The organism is Gluconacetobacter liquefaciens, from assembly GCF_003350405.1.
In the GTDB taxonomy this organism is placed as follows: Bacteria; Pseudomonadota; Alphaproteobacteria; order Acetobacterales; family Acetobacteraceae; genus Gluconacetobacter; species Gluconacetobacter liquefaciens.
The window spans coordinates 219,189-241,465 of record NZ_QQAW01000002.1 but is presented as its reverse complement, the minus strand read 5'-3'; the positions used below and the strand labels follow the sequence as shown (position 1 = coordinate 241,465).

Below are 22,277 nucleotides of genomic sequence, written 5' to 3'. Positions count from 1 at the left end.
GAATCCGTTATCGGCTGTAAATCTGGTCGAACACACCGCCATCGGCGAAATGCGTCTTCTGGACCTTAGTCCATCCCCCCAGACTCGCGACATCGAATGTTGTCGTCTTCGGGAAGACCGATGCCGTTTCCGCCACGATCGCCGGGTCGACCGGCCGGAAATAATGCTTCGCCCCGATCCGCTGCCCCTCGGGCGTGAACAGGAAATCGAGGAAACCCTTCGCGACCTCCGCCGTGCCATGCGCCTGCACGTTCTTGTCCACCACCGCCACAGGCGGCTCTGCCAGGATCGTCACCGGCGGCACCACGATATCGAACTTGTCCGGTCCCAGGTCACGCGCCGCCAGCAGCGCCTCGTCCTCCCAGGCGATCAGCACGTCGCCCAGCCCGCGCTGCACGAAACTGTTGGTGGCGCCGCGTGCCCCGGTATCCAACACCGGCACATGGGCGAACAGCGATTTCAGATACGCGGTCGCGGTTGCTTCGGACCCGCCGGGCTGGCGCAGCGCCCACCCCCAGGCGGCCAGGTAGTTCCAGCGCGCGCCGCCCGAGGTCTTGGGATTGGGCGTAATCACCTGCACGCCGTCCCGTAGCAGATCGGGCCAGTCATGGATGCCCTTGGGGTTGCCCTTGCGCACCAGGAACACGATCGTGCTGGTGTACGGCGTGGAGTTATGCGGCAGCCGCGTCTGCCAGTCCGCCGCCAGCAGGCCATGCTGGGCCAGAATGTCGATGTCATAAGCCAGCCCCAGCGTCACCACATCAGCCGGCGCTCCTTCCAGCACCGAGCGCGCCTGCGCGCCCGACCCACCGTGCGAGGACGTCACCACCACCTGATCGCCCCCATGTGCCTTCGCCCAGAAGGCGGCGAAGGCCCGCCCGGCATCGGCATAAAGCTCGCGCGTCGGATCATACGACACATTCAGCAACCGGGTCGCTGCAGCCGCCGGACGCGGCCGCGCCCCGATGGCGAAGGCTGTGGCGGCGGCAGCCGTTCCGGCCAGAAACCCGCGCCGCGACGGCACCGTGAAACCGTTTTTCATATCGTTTCTCATTCCGATGACAGTTGCCGATGAAATATCGAGATATGCAGGGAAGACCGGTTCAGAACGTGGCCTGCACGCGCCCGGCGACGGCATTGCCCGTCCGCCCCAGCAGATCCACGCCACCCGAGACACCCTTCGACCGGGTCACGATGAAATGGTCGAAATCCAGCATGAACTTGAAATGCTGGTTCGGGTACCAGTTCAGGCCGCCAGCCCATACCGTCTGCTGGTCGCCGTTGACGCCCGTGCCGCCCTGGTTGGCCACATCGGACAGATCCGTCACGCTCCAGCGGCCGCTGAGTTCCAGCGCCCCCCATTCCCCCCGCGCCGGGTCGAAATCATGCTCGACGCCGGGCGTGGTAAACGCACCGCTCTTGACATTGTATGCACGCCCCCGACCCAGCAGCGTATAGTTGGCGGCGACATACCATCCATCGAAATTCAGCGACGGCAGCGGCGTCGCCCCGGCATTGTGTCCGCGCTCCACACCGACATGGTAATACTCGCCCTTCAGCAGGAAATTCCGCCAGCGAAAGGCCAGTTGCGGTCCCGCCGCCCATATCTGGGACACATTGGTCAACGCTCCCGATGTCAGCAGCGAAGTCTCGCCCAGCGGCACCTCCATATTGTCACTGAAGGTATAATTGCGGCCATTCGCATTCTGATTGACCTTGAAGGCACTGGTCGCACCCGCGCCGACATGGACGTCGATATCCTTGCTGACATAAGGCCGGCCGACGATACGGGCCACCGCGCCGGTCTGGCTGTCGGTAATCGTCGTATCCTTGTTCCGGTCGCCGAATTTCTGCCCGGTGAAATAGGCCGCCGCCTGCCAGCGATTTTCATAATGCTCGCCACCGACGCTGAAGCGCGCAACGCCCCCCGCCAGGTTGCGCACCAGATCGACGATGGTCGGGCGTTCAAGAAATTCGAACGACGATGCCCGCTCGGCACTTTCCTCTTCCATACGCGGCTGGAAGTAACCGACGGTCAGCGTCGTATGATGCAGGCCGGTATAGTTCATGTTGGCCTCGAACAGGCTGACCGACCCATCCACCGAACTGGATCCGAATTCCGGCGTGACGTTCGCCACCCAATCCTTGTAGCGCCAGGAGAAATAGATGCGCAGACGCCGGGCATTCTGGGTAAATTTATTGAAATTGCCGTTCGCCTCGCCCCGTTTCGGGCCGGCACCGATAAACCCGCCCAGATCCCCCTGCGCCGTCAGGCCGATCGAAAAACTGTAGGCACCATCCTGCGACGAAATCGTTGGCCGCCCTGCCGGAAAGCCGATCCGCATACCGCCCACCTGCACGGTCTCGTCCCGCGCGCTGGCGGCCCGGATTTCCGCCCAGGACGGAATCGGTCCTTCCGGCGTGACCAGCCGTGTCTCGGCATCGGTGCGGGGCCGCCGCGTGGCCGCCGGTCCCTGCGGCTCGCCGATCGCAGGTAACGGGCCTCCGGCCCAGCGATGCGCGTGCACCACATGCGGCGCCCCCACGGCGGCATGGCCGGCCGTAACCGGCGTCGCCCTTCCCTCGTCGCGGGCGATCCGGGCCTGAAGCACCCGAATCTCATCACGCATCTGCCGCTGCATCTCCCGAATTTCACGACGCAACGCCGTGACTTCTTCATCCTGCGAAGCCGCCTGCGCCAGAGCCGGCAGAAAAGCAGGAGACAGGGCCGTGGCCACGGCAAGCAGGCGCCGGACTTTCAAACCTTCTTTCATATTCTTACGAAACCTCGACCCGGCACACAGACATATTTCACGACATTTTTCGCATTTAATGCGAACCGCAACGATTGATGTCACGTTGCAATTTACCGGTCAATAGCGTGCAAGTTGGATTGTCTGGTTCGATTTGTTTAATTTAGACAGACCACAAGCCAGAAAGAAATATTTCCACTATTTTTATTTGTTATTTATCCCCTCTGAAGCCGTATGGCGTCGATGCCCACAGGCACCAGACACACGGGGAAAGGCACGCCGTCCTCCCCCGCCTCTTCCACTCGGCGCCTCAGAAACTGGCCTGGATCCGCCCCACAACGAGATTCCCACTTCGGCCGAACAGGTTGACCCCATCAGCCACCCCCTTCGAGCGACTGACGATGAAATGGTCGAAATCCAGCATGAACTTGATATGCCGGTTTGGGTACCAGTTCACGCCCCCCTGCCACACAGTCTGCTGGTTGCCGTTCACACCAGCCCCACCCTGGTTCGCGACATCCGACAGATTCGTGACGCTCCAGCGGCCACTGATCTCCATCGCCCCCCAATCGCCATTCAGCGGATCGAAATCATGCTCGACCCCCGGCGTGATGAACGCGGCGATTTTGGGATTATAGGATCGCGGCCGCCCGAACAGCGTATAATTGGCCGCGACATACCACCCGTCGAAATCCAGCGACGGCAGCGGTGCCGCGCCCGCCTCGCGGCTGCGCTCCACACCGATATGATAATACTCGCCCTTCAGCAGGAATCGCCGCCAGCGCACCCCCATCTGCGGGCCGGCCGCCCAGATCTGCGCCACGTTGGACAACGCCCCCGACGTCAGCAGTTCCGTCTCGTCCAGCGGCACCTCGACATGGTCGGTAAACGTATAGGATCGACCCTTCTCTCCCTGATTCACCTTGAAGGCGCTGATGGCACCAGCCCCAACATGCACATCGACATCCTTGCTCACATAGGGCCGGCCGGCGATGCGCGCGACAGCACCGGTCTGGCTGTCGGTGATCGTGGCATTCTTGTTGCGGTCACCGAATTTCTGCCCGGTAAAGTAAAGCGCCGCCAGCCACCGATCCTCGTAATGCTCGCCCCCGATGCTGAATCGGGCAACGCCCGCCGCGATGTTGCGCACAAGATCGACAATGGTGGGGCGCTCGAGGAATTCGAACGCCACCGGACGCTCGGCACTTTCCTCATCCATACGCGGCTGAAAATAGCCGACCGTCAGCGTCGTATGCCGCAACCCGGTATAATTCAGGTTCGCTTCGAACAGGCCGACCGCCCCATCCGCATTCAGCGAGCCGAAATCGGGGGTAACTTTCGCCACCCAATCCTTGTAGCGCCACGAGAAATACATGCGCAGCCGTCGCCCGTTCTGGGTAAAGCTGTTGAAATTGCCCTTCGCCTCGCCCGCCCTGGCGCCGGTGCTCAGAAAGCCACCGATATCCTCCTGCAACAGCCCGCCGACCGAGAAACTGTATGTCCCGTCATCCGACGATATCGTGGGCCGGCCGGACGGAAAGCCGATCCGCATGCCGCCCACATGCACGCTCTCGTCCTTCTCCGTCGCGGCCTTCACGTCCGCCCAGGACGGGATCGGCCCTTCCACCATGACCATCTGGCTCTCGGCGTCCGACCGGGACCGCACGGGGCCAGGTCCATGAGGCGCGCCGATCGTGGGCAATGGCCCGCTCCAGGTGCGCGGCACTGCATGGACGACACGAGGGGACGCCGCCGCCGGATGCGCAACATGCGCCTGTGGTACGTGGCCCTCGTCCCGGGCGATCCGGGCCTGAAGCACACGAATCTCTTCGCGCATCTCACGCTGCATGTCCCGCATTTCGCGCCGCAACGCCGCAATTTCATCGTCTCGGGGCGCCGCCTGGGCAAGGCTGGGCAGACCGACAACCGGCACCATGGTTGCCGCAAAAAACAAATGCCGTGTTTTCAATAAAATAGTCACTATCGCTCGAACACTCCGTGCCACCCCCGCAAGAACGCAATGGATCGCACAGGTTTCCCGTAATCAACCACAGGAATGCTAAGGACCGCCAGTGAACCGGTCAATGCTGCCGGATCGGCATGACGCAATAAATGAATAAATACCATTCCATAATTTTACATTATTTATAGACCAGACTTTCTATTCTCATCCCGCACTCCGTTGCGTGACCATAAAAAAACCCGGTCTTCACCAGGAAGACCGGGCCAGTAGGGGAGATGAGGAGAGACGTTATTTCTTGTTGTTATTCCTGCACGCCAGGAGACGCGGCTTCAGCCGAACTGCCCCATGGTGTTATGCGCGCCGCCGGCCTTCAGGGCCGCTTCGCCAGCGAAATACTCCTTGTGATCGTCACCGATATCCGACCCGGCCATGTTCTGGTGCTTGACGCACGCGATCCCCTGACGGATTTCCTCGCGCTGGACATTCTGCACGTAGCCCAGCATCCCTTCCTCGCCGAAATATCTCTTGGAGAGATTGTCGGTCGACAGCGCCGCTGTGTGATAGGTCGGCAGCGTGATCAGGTGGTGGAAGATGCCCGCCCGCTTCGACGCATCCCGCTGGAACGAGCGGATGCGCTGATCCGCCTCCGTCGCAAGGTCGCTCGCGTCGTAGTTCTGCGCCATCAGCTTCGTGCGGTCATAGGCCGAAACGTCGCGCCCTTCTTCCTTCCAGGCGTCATAAACCTGCTGGCGGAAATTGAGCGTCCAGTTGAAGGACGGCGAGTTGTTGTAGACCAGCTTGGCATTCGGCACCGCGTCGCGGATCCGGTCCATCATGCCGGCGATCTGCTCGATATGCGGCTTTTCGGTCTCGATCCACAGCAGGTCGGCGCCGTTCTCCAGCGCGGTGATGCAGTCCAGCACGCAACGATCCGCACCGGTGCCGGGGCGGAACTGGTACAGGTTGCTGGGCAGGCGCTTCGGGCGCAGCAGCTTGCCTTCGCGGGCAATGATCACGTCGCCGTCACGCACGGTGCCGTCGGTCACCTCCTCGCAATCCAGATAGGCGTTGTACTGGTCGCCCAGATCGCCCGGCTCGCTGCTATAGGCGATCTGCTTGGTCAGGCCCGCACCCAGACTGTCGGTACGACAGACGATCACGCCATCTTCCACCCCCAGTTCCAGGAAAGCGTAGCGCACGGCACGCACCTTCGCCAGGAAGTCCTCATGCGGCACCGTCACCTTGCCGTCCTGATGCCCGCACTGCTTTTCGTCGGACACCTGGTTTTCGATCTGGATGGCGCAGGCGCCTGCCTCAATCATCTTCTTCGACAGCAGGTAGGTCGCCTCGGCATTACCGAAACCCGCGTCGATATCGGCGATGATCGGCACGATATGGGTCTGGTGGTTGTCGATCTTCTCCTGGATCTCGGCCTGGCGCGCCGCATCACCCGCCCCACGCGCGGCGTCGAGGTCACGGAACAGCATGCCCAGTTCGCGGGCATCGGCCTGGCGCAGAAAGGTGTAGATCTCCTCGATCAGCGCCGGCACCGCCGTCTTTTCGTGCATCGACTGGTCGGGCAGCGGGCCGAATTCCGACCGCATCGCCGCAACCATCCAGCCGGAAAGATACAGGTAACGGCCCTTGAGCGACCCGAAATGCTTCTTCACCGAGATCATCTGCTGCTGCGCGATGAAACCGTGCCAGGCCCCCAGCGACTGCGTGTACTGTGCCGGGTCGGCATCATAGGCGGCCATGTCCTGGCGCATGATGGCGGCCGTATAGCGCGCGATGTCCAGCCCGGTCTGAAAACGGTTCTGAAGGCGCATGCGCACGACATAGTCGGGGTTGATCCCGCCCCAGGTGCCCTGCTTGGCCTGGATGATCTGGTTGAGCTTGGCGGTTGCCGATTCCTGATATGACATGTGACGGTTTCCATTATTCTTGGAAGGCGTGGCATCACAAGGATTAACGCCATCATGCCCGATACTGGAAGCTGGAAACCAATAGTCACGCTGTATTTCTGTAAAGTATTTACAGACAGTAATTTCCAATTGAAAAAACTTTATATACTGCCGGGGCGGGCCGGCCACACCTGGGTGCAGCCGGCCTTGTACCAGCCCTAGCCGTGCGTCGGCATGGCGAATTCCGCGCCAGAGCGCGTCCCGGTCGGCCAGCGGCTGGTCACGGCCTTCATGCGTGTAAAGAACCGCACACCTTCTGGCCCATGCATATGATGGTCGCCAAACAGCGAATCCTTCCAGCCGCCGAAGGAGTGAAAGGCCATCGGCACCGGAATGGGCACGTTGACGCCGATCATGCCCACCTGCACCCCATGGGTGAACGCCCGGGCCGTGTCGCCGTCACGGGTAAAGATCGCGGTGCCGTTGCCATAGGGGCTTTCATTGATCAACGTCAGCGCGCTGTCGAAATCCGGCACGCGCACAACGCACAGCACGGGGCCGAAGATTTCCTCCCGATAGATCGTCATGTCCGTCGTCACGTGATCGAACAGCGATCCACCGATGAAGAACCCCTTCTCATGCCCGGCCACCACATGGTCGCGCCCGTCGACCACCAGGGTCGCGCCCTGCTCCACCCCGGCATCCACCAGCGCCCGCACGCGGGCCAGATGCTGGCCGGTAATCAGCGGCCCCATCTCGTTGCTGTTATCGGTGCCCGGGCCGATTTTCAGCGTGCGCGCGCGCTCGGCCAGCTTGCTCACCAGCGCATCGGCAACCGGCCCGACGGCCACGGCAACCGAAATCGCCATGCAGCGTTCGCCGGCCGAGCCGTAGGCCGCCCCCACCAGCGCATCCACGGCCTTGTCCAGGTCGCAATCCGGCATGATAACAGCATGGTTTTTCGCACCACCCAGCGCCTGCACGCGCTTGCCGGCCGCCGTGCCCGTCGAATAGACATGCCGGGCGATGGGCGTGGAACCGACGAAGCTGACGGCCTCGATATCCGGATGCGCCAGAATGGCGTTGACCATGTCCTTGTCGCCCTGCACGACCTGAAACACGCCATCCGGCAACCCGGCTTCCTTGAAGATATCGGCCAGGATGACGGCAGCGGACGGATCACGCTCGGACGGCTTGAGAATGAAGCAATTGCCGGTCGCCAACGCCATCGGCGCCATCCACAGCGGCACCATCACCGGGAAGTTGAACGGCGTAATACCCGCCACCACCCCCAGCGGCTGACGCATGGTGTGGGCATCGATCCCACGACTGACCTGTTCGGTAAACTCGCCTTTCAGCAGTTCCGGCGCGGCGGTGGCGAATTCCACCACTTCCAGCCCGCGCGTCACCTCGCCCTGCGCGTCGGAAAGAACCTTGCCATGCTCGGCGGTAATCACGGCCGCCAGTTCCCCCATACGGGCCTCGATTAGGTCCCGTGCACGAAAGAGGATGCGCGCACGGGTCAGCGGCGGCGTCTCGGCCCAGGCAGGAAAGGCACGGCGCGCGGCGGCGATCGCAGTCTCCAGGTCGCTTTGCACCCCCAGCACGACCTGCGCCGCCACCGAGCCGGTCGCCGGGTTGAACACATCGGCGCGGCCCGTTCCGTCGCCCTCGCTATGCCGTCCATCGATAACGTGAGGAATGATCTTCATGGTTCTGGTCCTTCGTATGCGTTTTGACAGTCAGATTTCCTGCCCGGATTCCGGAATCAGCGCCGACAGCGATGCCGCCTGGCGTTTCCGGTCGCCACCGACAGGCAGCGTTTCAGGCACGAAGAAAAGGGTGACGAGAAAGCCGACGATGCAGACCGCAATCGGATAAAGCAGCCCTGCGAAGACATTCCCGGTGAGATTGACCAGGCTGAGGCCGATCAGCGGCAGGAAGCCACCGAAAATCCCGTTGCCGATATGATAGGGGATGGAAATCGACGTATAGCGGACCGCCGGCGGAAAACTCTCGACGATAAAGGCGCCATAAGGCCCGTAAATCATGGCGGCAATCACCACCAGCAGAAACACCGTTCCCGCGACAGGCAGAAAATCGATCGTCGTGCCATGCACCGCAGAGCGCAGCAGCATGAACATCGGCAGGTAGAGAACAACCGCCGCCGCCATCCCGCACAGCGACAGCCGCTTGCGCCCGATCCGGTCCGACAGAGCCCCGAAGACAATAAAGAACGGCAGCCCGCACACCGCGCCCAGCGCCACCGCCAGCGTGGCGGAGAGGAAATCCACATGCATGACGCTTTGCAGGAAATAGAGGGCATAGAACTGCGCGGTATAGAAGGTGATGGCCTGCGCGCAGGCCACGCCGAACAGAAAACTTACGATCCGCCGTGCATTGCCCGGAATGGTGAAGGCATCGCGGATCGGCGAGGCCGAGAGCTGCTTGTTCTTCTGCATGTCCAGAAAGACAGGCGATTCATGCAGCCGCATGCGAATCCGAAACGACACGCCGACCAGCACGATCGAGACCAGGAACGGCAGGCGCCATCCCCAGGCACCGAAACTCTGCTCCCCCAGCCCCAGCCGCAGGCCAAGCACCATGGCCAGCGACAGCACGAACCCGCCCGACGCCATGGCCTGGATATAGCTTGCCCATTTGCCACGCTCATGCGGCGGCGCATGTTCGGCCACATAGGTGGCAGCACCCCCATATTCCCCGCCCAGCGCCAACCCCTGGACGATCCGCAGCGAGATCAGCAGCACAGGCGCCAGATAACCCGCCGTGGCATAGGTCGGCAGAAACCCGATGGCGGCAGTGGAACAGCCCATGATCAGCAGCGTGGCCAGAAACGTAACCTTGCGCCCGAACCGGTCCCCCATATGGCCGAAGATCAGGCTGCCGAGCGGCCGCACGGCAAAACCGGTGGCGAAGGTCGCGACACTGATCAGCGTCCCTGCCACCCCGTCCTGCGGCGGATAGAACAGTTTGGCAAAGAAGATGGCCAGGCTTCCGTAAAGGAAGAAATCGTACCATTCGATAATGGTGCCGACACTGGAGGCGAAGACCAGCCCATACATCGGACGGGCGGCAGCATCTTTATTCTGCATGACGGTCAATCCCGTGTGCTGATCGGTTCAGGCCCAGACGCGACGATAAAGGTCCACGATTTCGGTCGCGGTCGGCACACGCGGATTATTCGCGGGCGAGCCGGAAGCCAGCGCCTGATCCGCCATCAGCGGCAGCAGATTGTCCCAGCGCGCGGCATCCAGCCCGAAGGATTGCGGTGACGGCACCCCCAGTTCCGCATTGCGCGCCCGCAGCGCCGCCACCAGCGCCTCCCCTGCCGCCGCATCGGACACATCCGCGCCCACCACGCCCATGGCCCGCGCACATTCGGCGTAGCGTCCAGGCGCCCCCGACAGCGACCACGCCGTGATCTCCGGCAGCAGCATCGCGTTCGACAGACCGTGCGCGACATGAAAATGCGCCCCGATCGGCCGGCTCATGCCATGCACCAACGCCACCGAGGCATTGGAGAACGCCATTCCGGCTTCGAACGCGCCTTCCATCACGGCAGCGCGGGCTTCGCGATTGCCGGGCTCGACGCAGCAGGTGGGCAGATGGGTCCAGATGCGCTTCATCGCCGTCAGCGCCAGCGCATCGGTAAACGGACTGGCCTTGCGCGAGACATAGGCTTCCAGCGCGTGGGTCAGCGCATCGATCCCGGTATCCGCCGTCAGGCGGGCCGGCATCGACAGGGTCAGTTCGTAATCGACGATGGCGATCCGGGGCTGATAGGCCGCCCCCATGCACAGCATCTTCTCGTCCGTGGCCTCGTCGGTAATCACGGTCACGCGCGTGGCCTCCGATCCGGTGCCGGCCGTGGTCGGAATGGCAATGATCGGCAACCCTGGCGCATCCTGTACAAACGGCGCCTTCAGCCGTGCCGGGGTGGTCTCATGCACCGCCAGCACGGCCACCATTTTCGCCGTATCGATGGGGCTGCCGCCGCCAAGCCCGATCACGCAGTCATGCGCGCCCTCGCGCAGCATTGTCAGCGCGTCCCCCACACAGGCCACCGTGGGATCCGGCACCGTATCGGTGAAAGCCCGCACTTCGATGCCTTCCTGGCTCAACAGTGCATGGACCCGTTCCAGCACACCGGAAGCGGCCATGAAACGGTCGGTAATGATAAAGGGCGCCCGAAGCCCGGCCTGACGCAACGCGGCCGGCAATTCATCGAGCGCCCCGCCACCCAGACGGACGAAGGGAGGCAGGGATAAGGCTGTCATGGGCAGAACTCCTGACCGGCCGGAGAGGCTTTTGAGGCTGCTCGGGCCATCCGACACGAGTTTTCAAGCAACCTCTTGTCCGCCCTGTCGGCGGTGCCTCTTCTTGTTGATGTTGCCTCTGGGCTAACGCGGAGACGCTCGCGCGAAAATTAGGCGTTTTCGCCCATGGCCTGTGCAAATCTGCACGGCAACAGGCGGCCCGATGTGCGGGATCATAGGGAGCAAGGCAGATGAAACGCGGGCTGGACTGGCGGGACCTGCAATATTTTCTGGCTGTCGCCCGCGGCGGATCGCTATCCGTGGCGGGTCGGCAGCTCGGCGTGGACCATGCCACGGTAGGCCGTCACATCCAGTCGCTGGAGCAGGCGATGGACGCCTCGCTGTTCGAGCGGCACCTGCGCGGCTACGCGATGACACGACAAGGTGAACGGCTGCTGGCGGCGGTCGAGGGCATGGACAAGGAAGCCGGCCGCATTACCGAAACCGGCGAAGGCGGCCTGTCCGGCACCATCCGCATCAGCGCGCTGGAGGGATTCGCCAATTTCTTCCTCGCGCCGCGCATCGGCCTGCTGCTGGCGAACAATCCCGGCCTGACGGTGGAGATGGAGACGATCCAGCAGATCGTCTCGCTCGCGCGCCGCCACGCCGATATCGCCATCACCCTCACCCCACCCAGCAGCAACCGCTTCGCGGGCGAGGAACTGGGCGAATACAGCCTGTTCATCTACGCCAGCCCCGACTATCTGGCCCGCCACGCCCCCATCCACACCCGCGAGGACCTCGCCGAGCACATGTTCGCCGGCTATGTCGACGAACTCCTCTTCACGCGCGAACTGGATTATCAGGGCGCCATGGGCATCCCCGCCCGGGCGGTACGGATCCAGAATTCCAGCATCCACGCACAGATGGAGGCCGCCTGTTCCGGCCTCTGCCTCGCCGTCCTCCCCGCCTTCGTCGCCGCCGCCCGCCCCCAACTGGTCCGCATCCTGCCCGAAACGATGACCCTGCGCCGCATCTACTGGCTGGTCACCCGCGCCGACGAACGCGGCACAAGGCGCATCCACCACCTCTGCACCCTGCTCCGTCGCGAAGTAGAGAAGGAAAGAGCACTGTTCCTGGGCGAGACGTAAAAAATTCATCCGCACAGGCGGGAAACCTGTCGCTCCGGGGTTTATCGCGCCACCCGAACTATGACAGAACGTGGCGGCCCCTCACCCATCAGGAGCACCCCATGGAATCGCAAACAACCGCCGCTCCGCAGTCCAGCGCCGCATCCGCGCGTCAGCCGGTCCTGTTCATGCCGCACGGTGGCGGTCCATGCTTCTTCATGGACTGGCCCGACACCTGGGACCACATGGCCGCCTATCTGCGCGGAATCGCCGCAACCCTCCCCCAACGCCCCGATGCCATTCTCGCCGTCTCGGGTCATTGGGAAACGGCCGTGCCGACGGTCACCTCCGCAACACATCCTCCGCTGATCTACGATTATTACGGTTTTCCGGCCCATACCTACCGGCTGCGCTATCCCGCTCCCGGATCGCCGGAACTGGCCGCCCGGGTCAGAACGCTCCTGGGCATAGCGGGAATCGAGAATGAAGAAGACCCGACACGCGGTTTCGACCACGGCGTGTTTGTCCCCTTCATGCTCGCTTTCGAGCACGCCGATATCCCGATCGTGGAATTATCCCTGCGCCGCGACATGAATGCCGAAGCCGAATTACAAACCGGTGCCGCGCTGCGCCCCCTGCGCGATCAGAACGTACTCATCGTCGCCACAGGCATGACCTACCACAATCTCGCACATTTCATGCAGCCCGATCCGAGGTCCGACACCGCCTCGAAGGCTTTCGACGACTGGCTGGCACAGACAGTGGAGGCGCCCCCGGCGCAGCGCGATGAAGCCCTGCGCCATTGGGACCAGGCACCCGGCGCCCTGCTATGCCACCCACGCCCCGAACATCTCCTCCCCCTGATGGTTGCAGCAGGCGCGGCAGGCCCGGACACTGGCCACCGCGATTACACCGACACCATCATGGGCAAAGCCCTGTCCGGCTTCCGCTTCGGCTGACCCAGCCCTCAGAATGTCGCTGTCAGGCTGAGATTATAGGATCGCCCCAACCCCGGCAGCGGCCCCAGCACCCCCGTCGCCTTGTAATCCCCCAGCGAAAGTCCCCCGAGCGGAAGGTAATATTTCTGATCCAGGACGTTATCGATGCTGGCATCAAGCGTCAGATTCCGCCACCGATAGCTGCCCCCCAACCCCAGCAGCGCATAACCCGGCGTGCGCGGCTCATGCCGCAGCCAGTCCACCGTGTCCTTGGCCTTGACCAGCGTAACCTCGACCCGTCCGGTCCAGTTCCCGTACGTCTCGTGCAATGCGATCGTGCCGTTGGTCGGCATCTGGTGATAAAGACCGGAATGCGTCACCAGATCCTCGCCCCGCACCCAATTGAGGTTGGCATGCACTTCGCCCGTGCCGAAGGCGTCGCTCCGCCACAGGCGCGCAAAGGCCGAACCGTTGATGCCGTAGCTCTGCGCATTGTGGTTGACGAACTGCAATTGCGACAGGCCGTTCGATAGCGCCCCGATCCGCATCACATTGATATAATTGTGGGTGTAGGTGTAGTACGGCTGGATTTTCACCAGCCATGCCTGGTCGCGCGGATCATGCCACGTCATCGTCATGCTGGCGGTGTTGGCGATTTCCGGCGTCAGGTTCAGGTTGCCGACATAACCGTTGCCGTCGCCGAACCAGCCGATCATGCTGCTCGCCATTGCTCCCCGGCCCCAGGCATAGCGCTCATAAAGATTGGGCGAGCGCGTCTTGCGCGCATACCCCCCTTCGATCATCAGGCTGTCGAGCGGGTGCCAGCGCACCAGCGCCGTAACATCGAAATTGGTATCGGTACGCCCGCGCGAAGAGGCATTGAACCGTTGCGCCGCCATGGCATCGGCCATGCTCATCATCCCGGTCCAGGAATAGGGTGAAACCGGCCCGGTATTCATCATCACCAGATCGCTGCGCATTCCCAGTTCGGTGGAAAGGCGCGGCAGCCATTGCGCCTTCCACTCGATATAATGGCCCAGCCGGTCGCGATGGCCGTCATTGACGTTGTGATAGGTATTCGGTCCCATCATCATGCTGCCGACAAGCGGCGGCCACCAATCGTTCAACCCGTTATGATCGAACGAACTGCCAAGGCCGAGTTCATGCTTCAGGCCGAGCGGGATCGTCGCCTTGATCGCATAGCCCGCCGTCCGTGCGTCGGTATTCATCGGCATGCCGGTCGAGGCAGTATGTCCCCCCTTGTCCGACATCATGTCCATCACATGATCGACCCGCTGCCAGAAGCCACGCGCCTCCAGCGTGCCCCAATCGAAATCGCCCTTGTATTTTCCATTCACGAAGGTCGACCGGTTATTGGTCATGTCCATATACTGGTTGGGAAAGCCTTCATAAGGAATGTCCTGCTGTCCCACCGTCAGGGCCAGCAGATGATTGTCCTTATGCACACCCAGCGTAACGGCATGGTTGAAGCTCAGGTAGCTGGTCGAACGTACACGCGGCCCGTCGCCACCGGCACGATAATCGCTGGCATGGCTGTAGGACCCGGTATAACGCAGGCTCAGCAGATCGTTCGCCACCGTCACCGATCCGGAGGCACCCGACCCGCCGCCATTGCTGCGATAATCCCCACGCATCCGGCCAGTCACGAGACTCTTCCCCGCCCTGGCGAATTGCGGGTCCCGCCGCTCGACGGAAACGGTACCCCCGGTACTGTCTCCGCCTTCACTGACGGACGTAATCCCCGCTGTCGCCACCGCCGACTCCACGCTGTCCGGGTCGATATAGGACATCGCCGGATTCATGTGGTTGGGACAGGCCGAAGCGATCCGCATGCCGTCCACGAAAGTCGCGACACGGTCGTCGGCCATGCCGTTCAGCACCGGCAGCGCCGAAACCCCACCTGCCGCGTAACTGCTGAACCCCAGGGCATGCGAAAGCAGGGCAGCCGTATCCGCACTATGCCCCGTCGGCCGGCGCACACCGTTGACGGTGATGAACTCCCCCGCCGTCGCAGACGGTCGGGAGTCGGACTGAGAAAGAGGCGCGGACATAGTCGTATCCGCCCAGGCCGGGGCGACGGCCAGCCCGCAGGCGACGGTCCAGCCGCACGCCACGGCACCGATCCAGGAAGACCGGAGATGATCTGTCATGACAGAAACCTGATCTGAGAGAAAGCAACGGCCGACAGGACATGCGCACCGGTTCCCGATCGCATGTCCGCAGGCGTCTGGCGGGAAGAAGCGTCAGGAACAGGCGCGCCGCAGCACGCCCTCCTGAAGAATCTTCCCAAAGCCTGACTGGATGTGCACTGACGCGCGAGATGGAGCCACAGGAGCCCCGCCCAGCGCGTGTTCTCGTACATCGAAGCGAAACGGCTCTACGAAGCCACGCGCCACGAAGCCCGGAACACGCGCGTGGGGTCACGACCAGCGCGCATATACAGTCAGATTCTCAGATTGTTCTCGGTGGTCCGATGGCCGGCGGCCGCAACAGGGCCCGGCGCACAGGCGGCGCGCGGGGCCGGGCCGGGCTGTAGCGCACCCGCGCCAGCCGATGCAGCACGAAGATCGCCGCCAGCACAACCGGCAGTACGACCAATGACAGATGCAACAGCGGGCAGAGCGGACAGGCATCATGATCCGGCACTTGGTCATGCGACCGATCGCTCGGACACGGCATGCCGGCCATCGCCATTCCGGGCATGTCGTCACAGACGGCAGACAGGGACGGCGCGGCCAGATGGATGCCCGCCAGACGTTCCAGCGTGGCACGCGGCATCTCGCCGGGCAGCGCATGCGCCTGAATGCCCAGCAGGCCGAGATAGCCGCACAGCACGAACAGGGCGACCATCCAGCGGCCAGGCCCCGACCGCTCTATCCTGCACGCGTCCTGCCCCTGCACGGCTCGGCCACCTCGTTCGCTACAAACCCGTCATCCATCCCCTAAACCCGCGGAGAGGGGCGAGGCAAGCAGCAGCAGGGATGTTCACAAAGAAAGGGCGGAAACGAACCCCGTCCGTCCCCGCCCCATCGCCCCGTTATTTCGTGGCCGGCGCAGCAGCAGCCGCCGGCGCGGAAGCCTTGCCCGAAGCCGACGGCAGCGTTTCAACGAAATCCTGCGAGACGAAGACGATCCCGTCCAGCGCCTGATTCAGCGCATCGGCCGCCTGCTTGGGCTGGCGTCCTTCGACGAACACGGTCGCCCGGTTCACCGCGCCTTCCATCTGGTCCAGCGGCGCCAGCGCGACGATGAAATCCACATCCTCGCCGACAACCTGCATCGTCTGGGCCGCCGCCTGGCTGTCGCCCGCCTTGAGCTGGGCATTGGCCGTTGCGACCGCCGCCTTCTTCTCGGGCGCCAGAATGTCGCTGGCCACGAATTCGCCGCCCACAGGCACCCAGTCGGTCGGTGTGGTCACCGGCTGATGCGTCGAAGACACAGGATGCTGCGGCGCGGGCTGCAGCGCACTCTCGGCTATATTGAAGCGCTTCTCTGCCTTGCGGGCGGCTTCCAGACGCTTCTGCGCATCATAAAGCGGCGGCACGGCCTGATCCACCTTGCCCTGCGCCACAAACTGCTGGGCGGTCAGGATGTCCGCCAGCGCACGCTCTCCATCGTCGGAAAGATGGTGCAAGGCGCGACCGGCTTTGAACTTTTCCCACGCCGCATGCAGCGACGCGGCATGCGACAGCGAGGGCACGGCACCAAGGGCTGCAACAACCGCCAACGAAGCCATAATCCGCATGTCAGACATCCTTTTTCTCATGAAACTGTGTTTTTAACATAATGTTGCTGCGGCCCTGAGAACAAGTCAGGGCAGGAATGCGCTCCGCGATCATGAAGTTTTTAAGAAGACCGATCCGTTACCTATCCCGCGCCGATGACAGGGCGAGACCACGCCTCTAGGGTCCGCCCCGATACCGGACAGGCCATCTACCGGCAGAATGGGGCGAGGGCGCGAGGGACATGACGGATTGGGCGATCCGGCAGACCGGGTGGGCATCTCTGCATGCCCGCATTCGCCGCCTGACCGGGCGGCACGATTCCGAGGACCTGCTTCAGACGGCCCTGCTCCACATCCTGGAACGCGGCCACACGGGCATCGCCAATACCGAGGCCTACGTGCTGCGCACGGCGCGCAACCTGGCCATCGACGAATATCGGCGCGAACAGCGCGACTGCCTGGTCAGCCTCCCTCCCGACCAGACAGAGGCCATCGCCTGCCCGATGCCCCTGCCCGACGCGGTCGTGCTGGGCCGGCAGCAACTGGCCCGGCTCTCGGCCGCCTTCGCCTCACTCGACACCCGCACCGCCCGCATCTTCCTGATGCACCGGCTGGACCACCTGCCCTACCGCACTATAGCCACCCAGCTGGGCGTCAGCGTCAGCACGGTCGAAAAACAGATCAGCAAGGCCCTATGCGTCCTGACGGCCGCCCTGCTGGACAGCGACCCGCCATGAGCGACAGCACCATCCAGACCGCCGCCCGCTGGTCCGCCCGCCTGCGCGCGGAAGACTGCACCGAAGACGAACAGCGCCGTTTCACCGCATGGCTGGACGAACACCCCCGCCACCGCGAAGTGTTCTCGCTGATGTCCGGCGTCTGGGCCTCCTCGGCCACATTGGGGTACAGCCGGTCACGACCGGCCTCGCGCCGTGCAATCCTGACCGTCGGGATCGGGCTGGCGGCCAGCCTGTTCGGCCTGCCCGGCACACCGGCGGAAGCGATGATCCTGCGCACCGCGACGGGCGAACGCAGACGCTGCACCCTCCAGGGCGGCGCCGACCTGCTGCTCGATACCCAGAGCATGCTCATTCTCCCCCCAGCAAACACGCACGGTCAAGCGCGCCTGTCCGCCGGGCGGATCGCCCTGTCGCTACCGAACGGCGCATTCCCCCTGCGCCTGGCCACGGCCACCGGCATGCTCGCATCGTCAGCGGGTCAGTTCGACATCGGCGTACTCGATGATGGACTGGCCGCCACGGTCCTCGCCGGCTCGCTGACGGCCTTCCCGGCATCCGGATCCTCCACCCCGATCACGATCGGCAGCGGCACACGTCTCACCCTGCGCACCGGCCACCCCCCCTGTATAGACCACCCCAGGCTCGACGAACTGATCGCATGGCGCACGGGCCGCGTCCTGTTCCGCGACACCCCGCTGGCTGAAGCGGTCATGGAAATGAACCGCTACAGCAAAATAAAAATGGAAATCATATCACCAAGCCTCGGCACTCTGCGCATCAGCGGGCTCTACCATACCGGCAACATGGCAGGCTTCGCCCGCGCCCTGGCGCATCTCCTCCCCGTGCGGGTCGAAGGCACCACCACCCTGCGCATTATGAAGCTTTGATGAAACACGCTCAAAGACATTGAGGACCTGTCGCGGGAGTTCGTCACGCCTGTAAGCCGGAGCAACCGGCGCCACAGACAGGATTCCCCCGATGTCACGCTCGCCGTCTCCGCACCTTTCGCCGCAAACTTTGGCCGCCCTCCTGGTCATGTCCACCGCCATCGCAGGCTTCCAGCCGGCACGGGCCGGCACCGGCACCCCCGCCCCCGCCCCCGTCACCGTGCACCTGCGCGCCCAACCTCTGGCGGAATCGCTGGAAGAACTGGCCCGTATCAGCGGGCGCGACATCCTTTTTGCCAGCAGCGATATCGGCAACCTCTCCGCCCCGGCCGTGGACGGCACGCTCAGCGTGGAAGATGCGGCATCCCGCCTGTTGCGCGGCAGCGGCCTGCATGCCGTGCCGCAGCATGACGGTGGCCTGCTGATCGAAGGTCCAGCAGGTGCGCCTCCCCACCCCGGCCACCCCACCCACGCCGACAGGAAGGAGGCGGAAGAAGTCACCGTCATCCGCCGCGCCGAACGCCTGGCCCCGTCAACCGTACCGCTGACGATCACCGAGCCCACATCGGTGATCCAGAAACGCTTCATCACCAACAACATCATCCCGCTGGCCAGCGTGGACGACATCATCAAGTTCCAGCCGAGCGTCTGGTCGCAGAATCCCAACGGCCCCGGCATGGGCAAGGCCGAGAAAATCAGCCTGCGCGGCTTTCAGGACGGCCAGTACAACATGACGTTCGACGGCATCCCGTTCGGCGATGCCACCGACCTGGGCCATACAACGTCTTCTCTCTTCATCTCGCATTTTCTCGAGCAGGTGCGGGTCGATCGCGGTCCCGGCACGGCATCGACCAGCGGCAACGCAACCTTCGGCGGCACGATGGGCTTCGAATCCCGCGAGCCGGCAAAGCATTTCGGCATCACCCCTTACGGCACCTACGGCAGTTTCAACACTCGTGCCGGAGGCATCGAGCTGGACAGCGGCAAGACCCGTTTCGGCTCCATGGTGCTGGACATGCAGCATGAGGAAACCGACGGCTACCTGACAGGATCGGCAGAACGGCGCAGCAACCTGCTGTTCAAGGACGTGATCGCACTGGGCGAACAGACCACCCTGACCCTGCTGACGACCTACGACAAGGAATGGCAATACACCACCCAAGGCGCCACACTGGCGGAATATGCGAAATACGGCCATGATTACGGGCTGTGTTTCGATCGCGCGCTGCAATGCTATTACGGCTACAACCCCAGCACCTACCAGTCCGATTTCAGCTACGTCAATCTCAAGACCCGCCTCACGCCGTGGCTGACATTCGAAAACAAGCTCTACACCAACGGCTTTGTGCATGATTACACCGAATCGACCGACGCCAGCCAGAATGACCCCTCCGCCAACGGCGTCACATTCTATTCCGCCACCGGCAAGAAACTGGCCACCTACAAGCACGACATTCCCGGAAAATACGCCCGCGCCGGCTTCCGCGATTATGGCGATACGATGCGCTTTCGTGCCGCCACACCGGTCGGCGACGTCCTGTTCGGCGTCTGGGCCGACGTGCAGGACGACCGGCGCTACAGCTACGCCATCGATCTCACCCAGGGCAGCATTCCGGTACCCGGCAAGACAGGCTCCGCATACAGCTACAATATTTCGGACCTGAACACGACGATCCAGCCCTATCTCGAATTCGACTGGCATCCCATGAAGGGCATGACGGTCAAGCCCGGCATCAAATATTCCTACTTCCACCGCGATTATGATGCCGCGATCAACAAATCCACCAAGGTGCCTCTGAACGACCGGCAGACCTTCACGTCATGGCAGCCCTCGATCGCGATCAACCAGATCATCCTGCCGGGCTGGAGCGCCTACGGCCAGATCGCACGCGGCTTCCTCGCCCCGCCGATGAGCGTGTTCCAGACACAGAATGTCGGTAACGTCAGCCCGGAAACCACGCTGAACTATCAGGTCGGCACCGTCCTCCAGAAGAAGCGCTGGACCCTCTCGGCCGACGCCTATTACATCGACTTCTCCAACTACATCGCCTCGGCCCAGATCAAGGTCCCCGGCATCGGCACCCAGAGCACCTCGGTCAACAGCGGCGGCGCCATCTACAAGGGTCTTGAGATCGAAGGCCAATACGCCCTGGGCGCCGGCTTCTCGCTCTACGGCAATTACAGCCTGAACGACGCCCAGTACAAGCACACCCACACGCGCATCGCGTCCACCCCGAACATACTGGCCTCCTTCGGCCTGCTGTACGACAACGGCAAGGGCCCGTATTTCTCGCTGATCGGCAAATTCGTCGGCAATCACTGGGGACTCGACAGCACCACCGACAGCGACGGCCACACCGCGTTCGCCAACCAGTATCGCGTCCACAGCATCACCACCGCCGACCTGGCACTTGGCTGGCATTTCCATCATCTGGCAGGCTTCATGAGCGACCTGACCCCCAGCCTGAAAATCGCCAACCTGTTCGACAGCCACGCGATCAGCGATTTCGCAGGCAACCAGTCGGCTGCCACCGCCGGCTATCCCGATGGCGCGCCACTGTACTGGCGCCTGTCGGGCCGCAGCATCTTCTTCAATCTCTCGGCGACCCTCCCATGAAGAGTACCTCCCTCGCCCGCGCCTTGGGCGCCACCCTGCTTCTGGCCGCAACGCTGGGCAGCAACGCCCAGGCAACCGAAACCTCCGCCACCCCGGACTCGGCCCTGGCCGGTGCAACGCTGGAGAAAATCGTGCTGGTCGCCCGCCACGGCGTCCGCAGCCCCACCAGGTCACCGGCGGAGCTGAAAGCCCAGACCGGTCGCGACTGGCCGGCCTGGCCGGTCCCGCCGGGGCAACTGACCGAGCATGGCCGTGCGGCGCTGGCAGCCATGACGGATGCACTGGGTCAACGATACCGCCTGCTCGGCCTCCTCCCCGCCACCGGCTGCCCCGCGCCCGGCATAGTCGCGATCTGGGCGGACGCCGCCGACGACCGCACGCGCCAGAGCGGCACGATCATGGCCGAACACCTTGCGCCCCGTTGCGGCCTTCAGTCCCATGCGCTACCGGCAGGCCATACCGATCCGTTCTTCAATGCCGTCGGCACGGGCGCCGCGAAACGGGACGAAGCACGCGCGACCAATGCCCTGGCGCAGGCCGTCGCCCGTGACCGCGACCACCGGCCGCAACCCGTCCAGGCCGCGCTGGCACGCCTTCAGGCGCTCGTCGCTCCCGACGGCTGCACAGGCGCGGCCGGCCCATGCCTGACCGAAGGGCTGACCCTGTCCACCTCCCATGGCACGCCACATCTCAAGGGTGGCCCTCTCCTGGCCTCCACCATCGCCGAGAACATGATGCTGGCCTACGTCCAGGGCATGCCACCGGAACAGGTGGCCTGGGGCACGCCGGATGCCGCCGCCCTGCTGGCCACAATCCTGCCCGCGCACGGATATGCGGCGGCACTCACCCGTCGCCAGCCTGCCTTCGCCTTCCCGCGCGGAGCGGTGCTGTCCCGCGCCATCATCGACCTGATGGCCGACCGCCCGGTCATCCTGCCCGATCACAGCGAAATCGGGCCGAACACCCGGCTGGTCCTGTTCGCCGGTCACGATACGACCCTGGACACGCTGGGGGCCATCTTCGGCCTGGACTGGGCCTTTGCCGACCAGCCCGATTTCACGGCACCGGATACGACCCTGGCCTTCGAACGCTGGCGGCTGAAGGATGGCAGCCGCGTCGTGCGCGCGGTCATCATGCATCAGGGGCTCGAACAGCTTCGAGCAGCCCGGCAACCGGACCTTACGGGCAATGGCGCAACCATCCTGCCCATCGGCACCTGCGCGGGCACGGCACTCTGTCCGGCCGCAGATCTGCACCCCACGAGAATTTTCTGACCGTTTGGTCAAATTTTTCATTGCGAAAGAAATACAAATTCTGCGATAG

At 63.5% G+C, this 22,277-nt stretch carries 16 protein-coding genes; 6 read left to right on the top strand and 10 right to left on the bottom strand.

Annotation, left to right across the window (positions count from 1 at the left end; translation table 11 throughout):
• Positions 1–7: 7 nt before the first annotated feature.
• The 7 genes from C7453_RS04350 to C7453_RS04320 all read right to left on the bottom strand — a co-directional run bounded on the left by C7453_RS04350 (position 8) and on the right by C7453_RS04320 (position 10,918).
• Positions 8–1,042, bottom strand: coding sequence for a sulfate ABC transporter substrate-binding protein (locus tag C7453_RS04350; RefSeq protein ID WP_114726317.1), 1,035 nt, complete (start codon positions 1,040–1,042; stop codon positions 8–10).
• Positions 1,043–1,103: 61 nt separating this feature from the next.
• On the bottom strand, positions 1,104–2,774 hold the full coding sequence (locus tag C7453_RS04345; RefSeq protein WP_114726316.1) for an OprO/OprP family phosphate-selective porin: 1,671 nt from the start codon (positions 2,772–2,774) through the stop codon (positions 1,104–1,106).
• A 289-nt stretch (positions 2,775–3,063) separates the two neighbouring features.
• Positions 3,064–4,689, bottom strand: a complete 1,626-nt coding sequence (locus C7453_RS04340; protein WP_114726655.1) for an OprO/OprP family phosphate-selective porin — start codon at positions 4,687–4,689, stop codon at positions 3,064–3,066.
• 356 nt (positions 4,690–5,045) lie between these two features.
• On the bottom strand, positions 5,046–6,641 hold the full coding sequence (locus tag C7453_RS04335; RefSeq protein ID WP_114726315.1) for an isocitrate lyase: 1,596 nt from the start codon (positions 6,639–6,641) through the stop codon (positions 5,046–5,048).
• A 197-nt stretch (positions 6,642–6,838) separates the two neighbouring features.
• On the bottom strand, positions 6,839–8,332 hold the full coding sequence (locus tag C7453_RS04330) for a CoA-acylating methylmalonate-semialdehyde dehydrogenase (RefSeq protein WP_114726314.1): 1,494 nt from the start codon (positions 8,330–8,332) through the stop codon (positions 6,839–6,841).
• A 30-nt stretch (positions 8,333–8,362) separates the two neighbouring features.
• Positions 8,363–9,733, bottom strand: a complete 1,371-nt coding sequence (locus tag C7453_RS04325) for an MFS transporter (RefSeq protein WP_114726313.1) — start codon at positions 9,731–9,733, stop codon at positions 8,363–8,365.
• 27 nt (positions 9,734–9,760) lie between these two features.
• The gene (locus C7453_RS04320) at positions 9,761–10,918 is read right to left on the bottom strand and encodes an iron-containing alcohol dehydrogenase (protein ID WP_114726312.1); all 1,158 of its coding nucleotides are present in this window, start codon (positions 10,916–10,918) and stop codon (positions 9,761–9,763) included.
• Positions 10,919–11,148: 230 nt separating this feature from the next.
• Between C7453_RS04320 and C7453_RS04315 the strand changes: the two genes are divergently transcribed.
• Together C7453_RS04315 and C7453_RS04310 are read left to right on the top strand one after the other, a co-directional pair.
• Complete coding sequence (locus C7453_RS04315; RefSeq protein WP_114726311.1) at positions 11,149–12,048, top strand: LysR family transcriptional regulator; 900 nt, start codon at positions 11,149–11,151, stop codon at positions 12,046–12,048.
• 101 nt (positions 12,049–12,149) lie between these two features.
• Positions 12,150–12,986 carry a DODA-type extradiol aromatic ring-opening family dioxygenase gene (locus tag C7453_RS04310; protein ID WP_114726310.1) on the top strand — a complete coding sequence of 279 codons (837 nt, stop codon included), beginning with the start codon at positions 12,150–12,152 and terminating at the stop codon, positions 12,984–12,986.
• Between the two features lie 8 nt (positions 12,987–12,994).
• Here C7453_RS04310 and C7453_RS04305 read toward each other — a convergent pair whose 3' ends face one another.
• The 3 genes from C7453_RS04305 to C7453_RS04295 all read right to left on the bottom strand — a co-directional run bounded on the left by C7453_RS04305 (position 12,995) and on the right by C7453_RS04295 (position 16,731).
• Positions 12,995–15,136 carry a TonB-dependent receptor gene (locus C7453_RS04305; RefSeq protein ID WP_114726309.1) on the bottom strand — a complete coding sequence of 714 codons (2,142 nt, stop codon included), beginning with the start codon at positions 15,134–15,136 and terminating at the stop codon, positions 12,995–12,997.
• 301 nt (positions 15,137–15,437) lie between these two features.
• Complete coding sequence (locus C7453_RS04300; RefSeq protein ID WP_245948776.1) at positions 15,438–15,887, bottom strand: DUF2946 family protein; 450 nt, start codon at positions 15,885–15,887, stop codon at positions 15,438–15,440.
• 136 nt (positions 15,888–16,023) lie between these two features.
• On the bottom strand, positions 16,024–16,731 hold the full coding sequence (locus C7453_RS04295) for a YfdX family protein (RefSeq protein ID WP_114726307.1): 708 nt from the start codon (positions 16,729–16,731) through the stop codon (positions 16,024–16,026).
• A 221-nt stretch (positions 16,732–16,952) separates the two neighbouring features.
• Here C7453_RS04295 and C7453_RS04290 point away from each other — a divergent pair, with 221 nt between their 5' ends.
• The 4 genes from C7453_RS04290 (at position 16,953) to C7453_RS04275 (ending at position 22,228) form a co-directional block, all read left to right on the top strand.
• Positions 16,953–17,447, top strand: a complete 495-nt coding sequence (locus tag C7453_RS04290; protein WP_114726306.1) for an RNA polymerase sigma factor — start codon at positions 16,953–16,955, stop codon at positions 17,445–17,447.
• Complete coding sequence (locus C7453_RS04285; protein WP_170143121.1) at positions 17,444–18,337, top strand: FecR family protein; 894 nt, start codon at positions 17,444–17,446, stop codon at positions 18,335–18,337. Before C7453_RS04290 ends, C7453_RS04285 begins: the two co-directional genes overlap by 4 nt.
• A gap of 91 nt (positions 18,338–18,428) precedes the next feature.
• Complete coding sequence (locus C7453_RS04280; protein WP_245948775.1) at positions 18,429–20,954, top strand: TonB-dependent receptor domain-containing protein; 2,526 nt, start codon at positions 18,429–18,431, stop codon at positions 20,952–20,954.
• Positions 20,951–22,228 carry a histidine-type phosphatase gene (locus C7453_RS04275; protein WP_114726304.1) on the top strand — a complete coding sequence of 426 codons (1,278 nt, stop codon included), beginning with the start codon at positions 20,951–20,953 and terminating at the stop codon, positions 22,226–22,228. The genes C7453_RS04280 and C7453_RS04275 overlap by 4 nt, the downstream gene beginning before the upstream one ends.
• Positions 22,229–22,277 lie beyond the last annotated feature (49 nt).

Bases quoted from the DNA above. Each gene is read 5' to 3' on its own strand.
- C7453_RS04320 (WP_114726312.1), bottom strand. From the start codon at position 10,918: ATGACAGCCTTATCCCTGCCTCCCTTCGTCCGTCTGGGTGGCGGGGCG.
- C7453_RS04345 (WP_114726316.1), bottom strand. From the start codon at position 2,774: ATGAAAGAAGGTTTGAAAGTCCGGCGCCTGCTTGCCGTGGCCACGGCC.
- C7453_RS04330 (WP_114726314.1), bottom strand. From the start codon at position 8,332: ATGAAGATCATTCCTCACGTTATCGATGGACGGCATAGCGAGGGCGAC.
- C7453_RS04340 (WP_114726655.1), bottom strand. From the start codon at position 4,689: ATGGTGCCGGTTGTCGGTCTGCCCAGCCTTGCCCAGGCGGCGCCCCGA.
- C7453_RS04335 (WP_114726315.1), bottom strand. From the start codon at position 6,641: ATGTCATATCAGGAATCGGCAACCGCCAAGCTCAACCAGATCATCCAG.
- C7453_RS04280 (WP_245948775.1), top strand. From the start codon at position 18,429: ATGTCACGCTCGCCGTCTCCGCACCTTTCGCCGCAAACTTTGGCCGCC.
- C7453_RS04310 (WP_114726310.1), top strand. From the start codon at position 12,150: ATGGAATCGCAAACAACCGCCGCTCCGCAGTCCAGCGCCGCATCCGCG.
- C7453_RS04285 (WP_170143121.1), top strand. From the start codon at position 17,444: ATGAGCGACAGCACCATCCAGACCGCCGCCCGCTGGTCCGCCCGCCTG.
- C7453_RS04295 (WP_114726307.1), bottom strand. From the start codon at position 16,731: ATGCGGATTATGGCTTCGTTGGCGGTTGTTGCAGCCCTTGGTGCCGTG.
- C7453_RS04290 (WP_114726306.1), top strand. From the start codon at position 16,953: ATGACGGATTGGGCGATCCGGCAGACCGGGTGGGCATCTCTGCATGCC.
- C7453_RS04350 (WP_114726317.1), bottom strand. From the start codon at position 1,042: ATGAAAAACGGTTTCACGGTGCCGTCGCGGCGCGGGTTTCTGGCCGGA.
- C7453_RS04305 (WP_114726309.1), bottom strand. From the start codon at position 15,136: ATGACAGATCATCTCCGGTCTTCCTGGATCGGTGCCGTGGCGTGCGGC.
- C7453_RS04275 (WP_114726304.1), top strand. From the start codon at position 20,951: ATGAAGAGTACCTCCCTCGCCCGCGCCTTGGGCGCCACCCTGCTTCTG.
- C7453_RS04325 (WP_114726313.1), bottom strand. From the start codon at position 9,733: ATGCAGAATAAAGATGCTGCCGCCCGTCCGATGTATGGGCTGGTCTTC.
- C7453_RS04315 (WP_114726311.1), top strand. From the start codon at position 11,149: ATGAAACGCGGGCTGGACTGGCGGGACCTGCAATATTTTCTGGCTGTC.